We start from the raw sequence: 1,468 nt of genomic DNA on the forward strand, positions 1-1,468 counted from the left end.
GCGCTGGTGGGTCGGAGGTTCCGGAACCCGCGGCGGACGCGGGCGGGGGTGAGCCGTCCGGGTGGGGCGGGTCGTTCCCAGGGGCGGCGTAGGTCGGCGGCCAGGGGTCGGGCCAGGCGGAGTTGGGTGTGCGCGGTGATGATCAGCCAGGTCCAGCGGTCGGCGGCTTGCGTGGTGCGGATCTTCGGGCGGGTCCAGCCGAGGGTCTGTTTGAACAGGCGGAAGGTGTGTTCCAGGTCGAAGCGGCGCAGGAAGGCCTGCCACCAGCGGTCGACATCGGCGGCAGTGGCGCCGATGGCGGAGCACCACAGCCATACCGGCTTGGGGTCACGGTCGCCGGGTAGGTGGTCGACCTGCAGCCTGATCAGGGTGCCTTCGATGACCGGCAGGTCCCCGTCGTGGTCGATCCAGCAGGTGCGGCGGGTCAACCTGGGGTGCAGCCGGTCCCATGCGGCTGCTCGCGCGGTGCCGTAGCGCGTGGTCGCAGTGGTGGTGACGTGGTGCGGCGCCGGCCAGGTAGCCGGATCGGCCAGGGCGAACTCGCCGCCGTGTTTGCGGGGACGGCCGATGGTGCCCGCCGCCCTGGCCGGCTTGGGCAGCCGTAGGACACGGTCGGACCGGATCCGGCCTACCAGCACCACGGGTAGGTCGGCCAGCACCCAGGCCAGCCGGGCGGTGTCGTAGCCGGTGTCGGCCACGATCAGGATGTCCGGGTCGCCGGGCCGCCAGTGCCCGACGGTGATGAGCCGGTCCACGACATCACGCAGCTGGGCGGCGGTGACCGCGGTGGCGTCATCGGCCGGACCCAGTCGCACCGCGTCCAGGACCTGCGTCCACGACGTGCGGCCGGCCTCCAGCGCGGCCACGAACGAGTACGGCCAGCCCGGGATCAGCTGAGCCTGCCCCTTGCCCCGGGCGTAGACGTGGCAGAACAACCGGTCCGGGCTGGTCGGCGCGTCCGGACGCAGCCAGTTCGACACGTCCACAGCCAAGACGATCCGCCCGTCCGCCGCCCGCGGCAGCGGCAACCCGGCCAGCCTCGCGCGGAGCCGGGCGATATCGATCCTGCCCGCGTTCAGCCCGTCGTACAGCGCGCCGTGACCCCGACGATGCTCCGCCGTCAACGTGAGATCGACCAGGCTGTGCACCGGCCCATCGGTGCACAGGACAGCGTCGGTCAGCTCGAACAAGGCGTCAGCCCGTCGGGTCAGGCACTGGTAGAGGTCCCGACGGAAGTCAGCCAACACCATCGCCGGATCACCCACCAGCCCGGTCACCGGGATGCCGGGTAGCACCAGTCCACCGAGGTAGTCCAGAATCGTGGCCACGGCCACCGCCTTGATCTTCATGTTCTGCCAGGAACCGGAAGATCATCAGACGGTGGCCGTCCTCACGTCGAGCACGACACGCCGACATCCACACAGGAGCAAACCCGGCCACAGGCGGCCGAGGTTAAACGAAAAGCTCA

The 1,468-nt window shown here is 70.6% G+C and carries 1 protein-coding gene; it reads right to left on the reverse strand.

Translation table 11 applies throughout. From position 1 onward, the window contains the following. A partial coding sequence (locus tag HCJ94_RS29270; RefSeq protein ID WP_168004229.1) for an NF041680 family putative transposase occupies positions 1–1,250 on the reverse strand: 1,250 nt, incomplete at its 3' end. Positions 1,251–1,468 lie beyond the last annotated feature (218 nt).

The sequence above is a fragment of the Micromonospora thermarum genome, assembly GCF_012034245.1.
GTDB lineage: Bacteria > Actinomycetota > Actinomycetes > Mycobacteriales > Micromonosporaceae > Micromonospora > Micromonospora thermarum.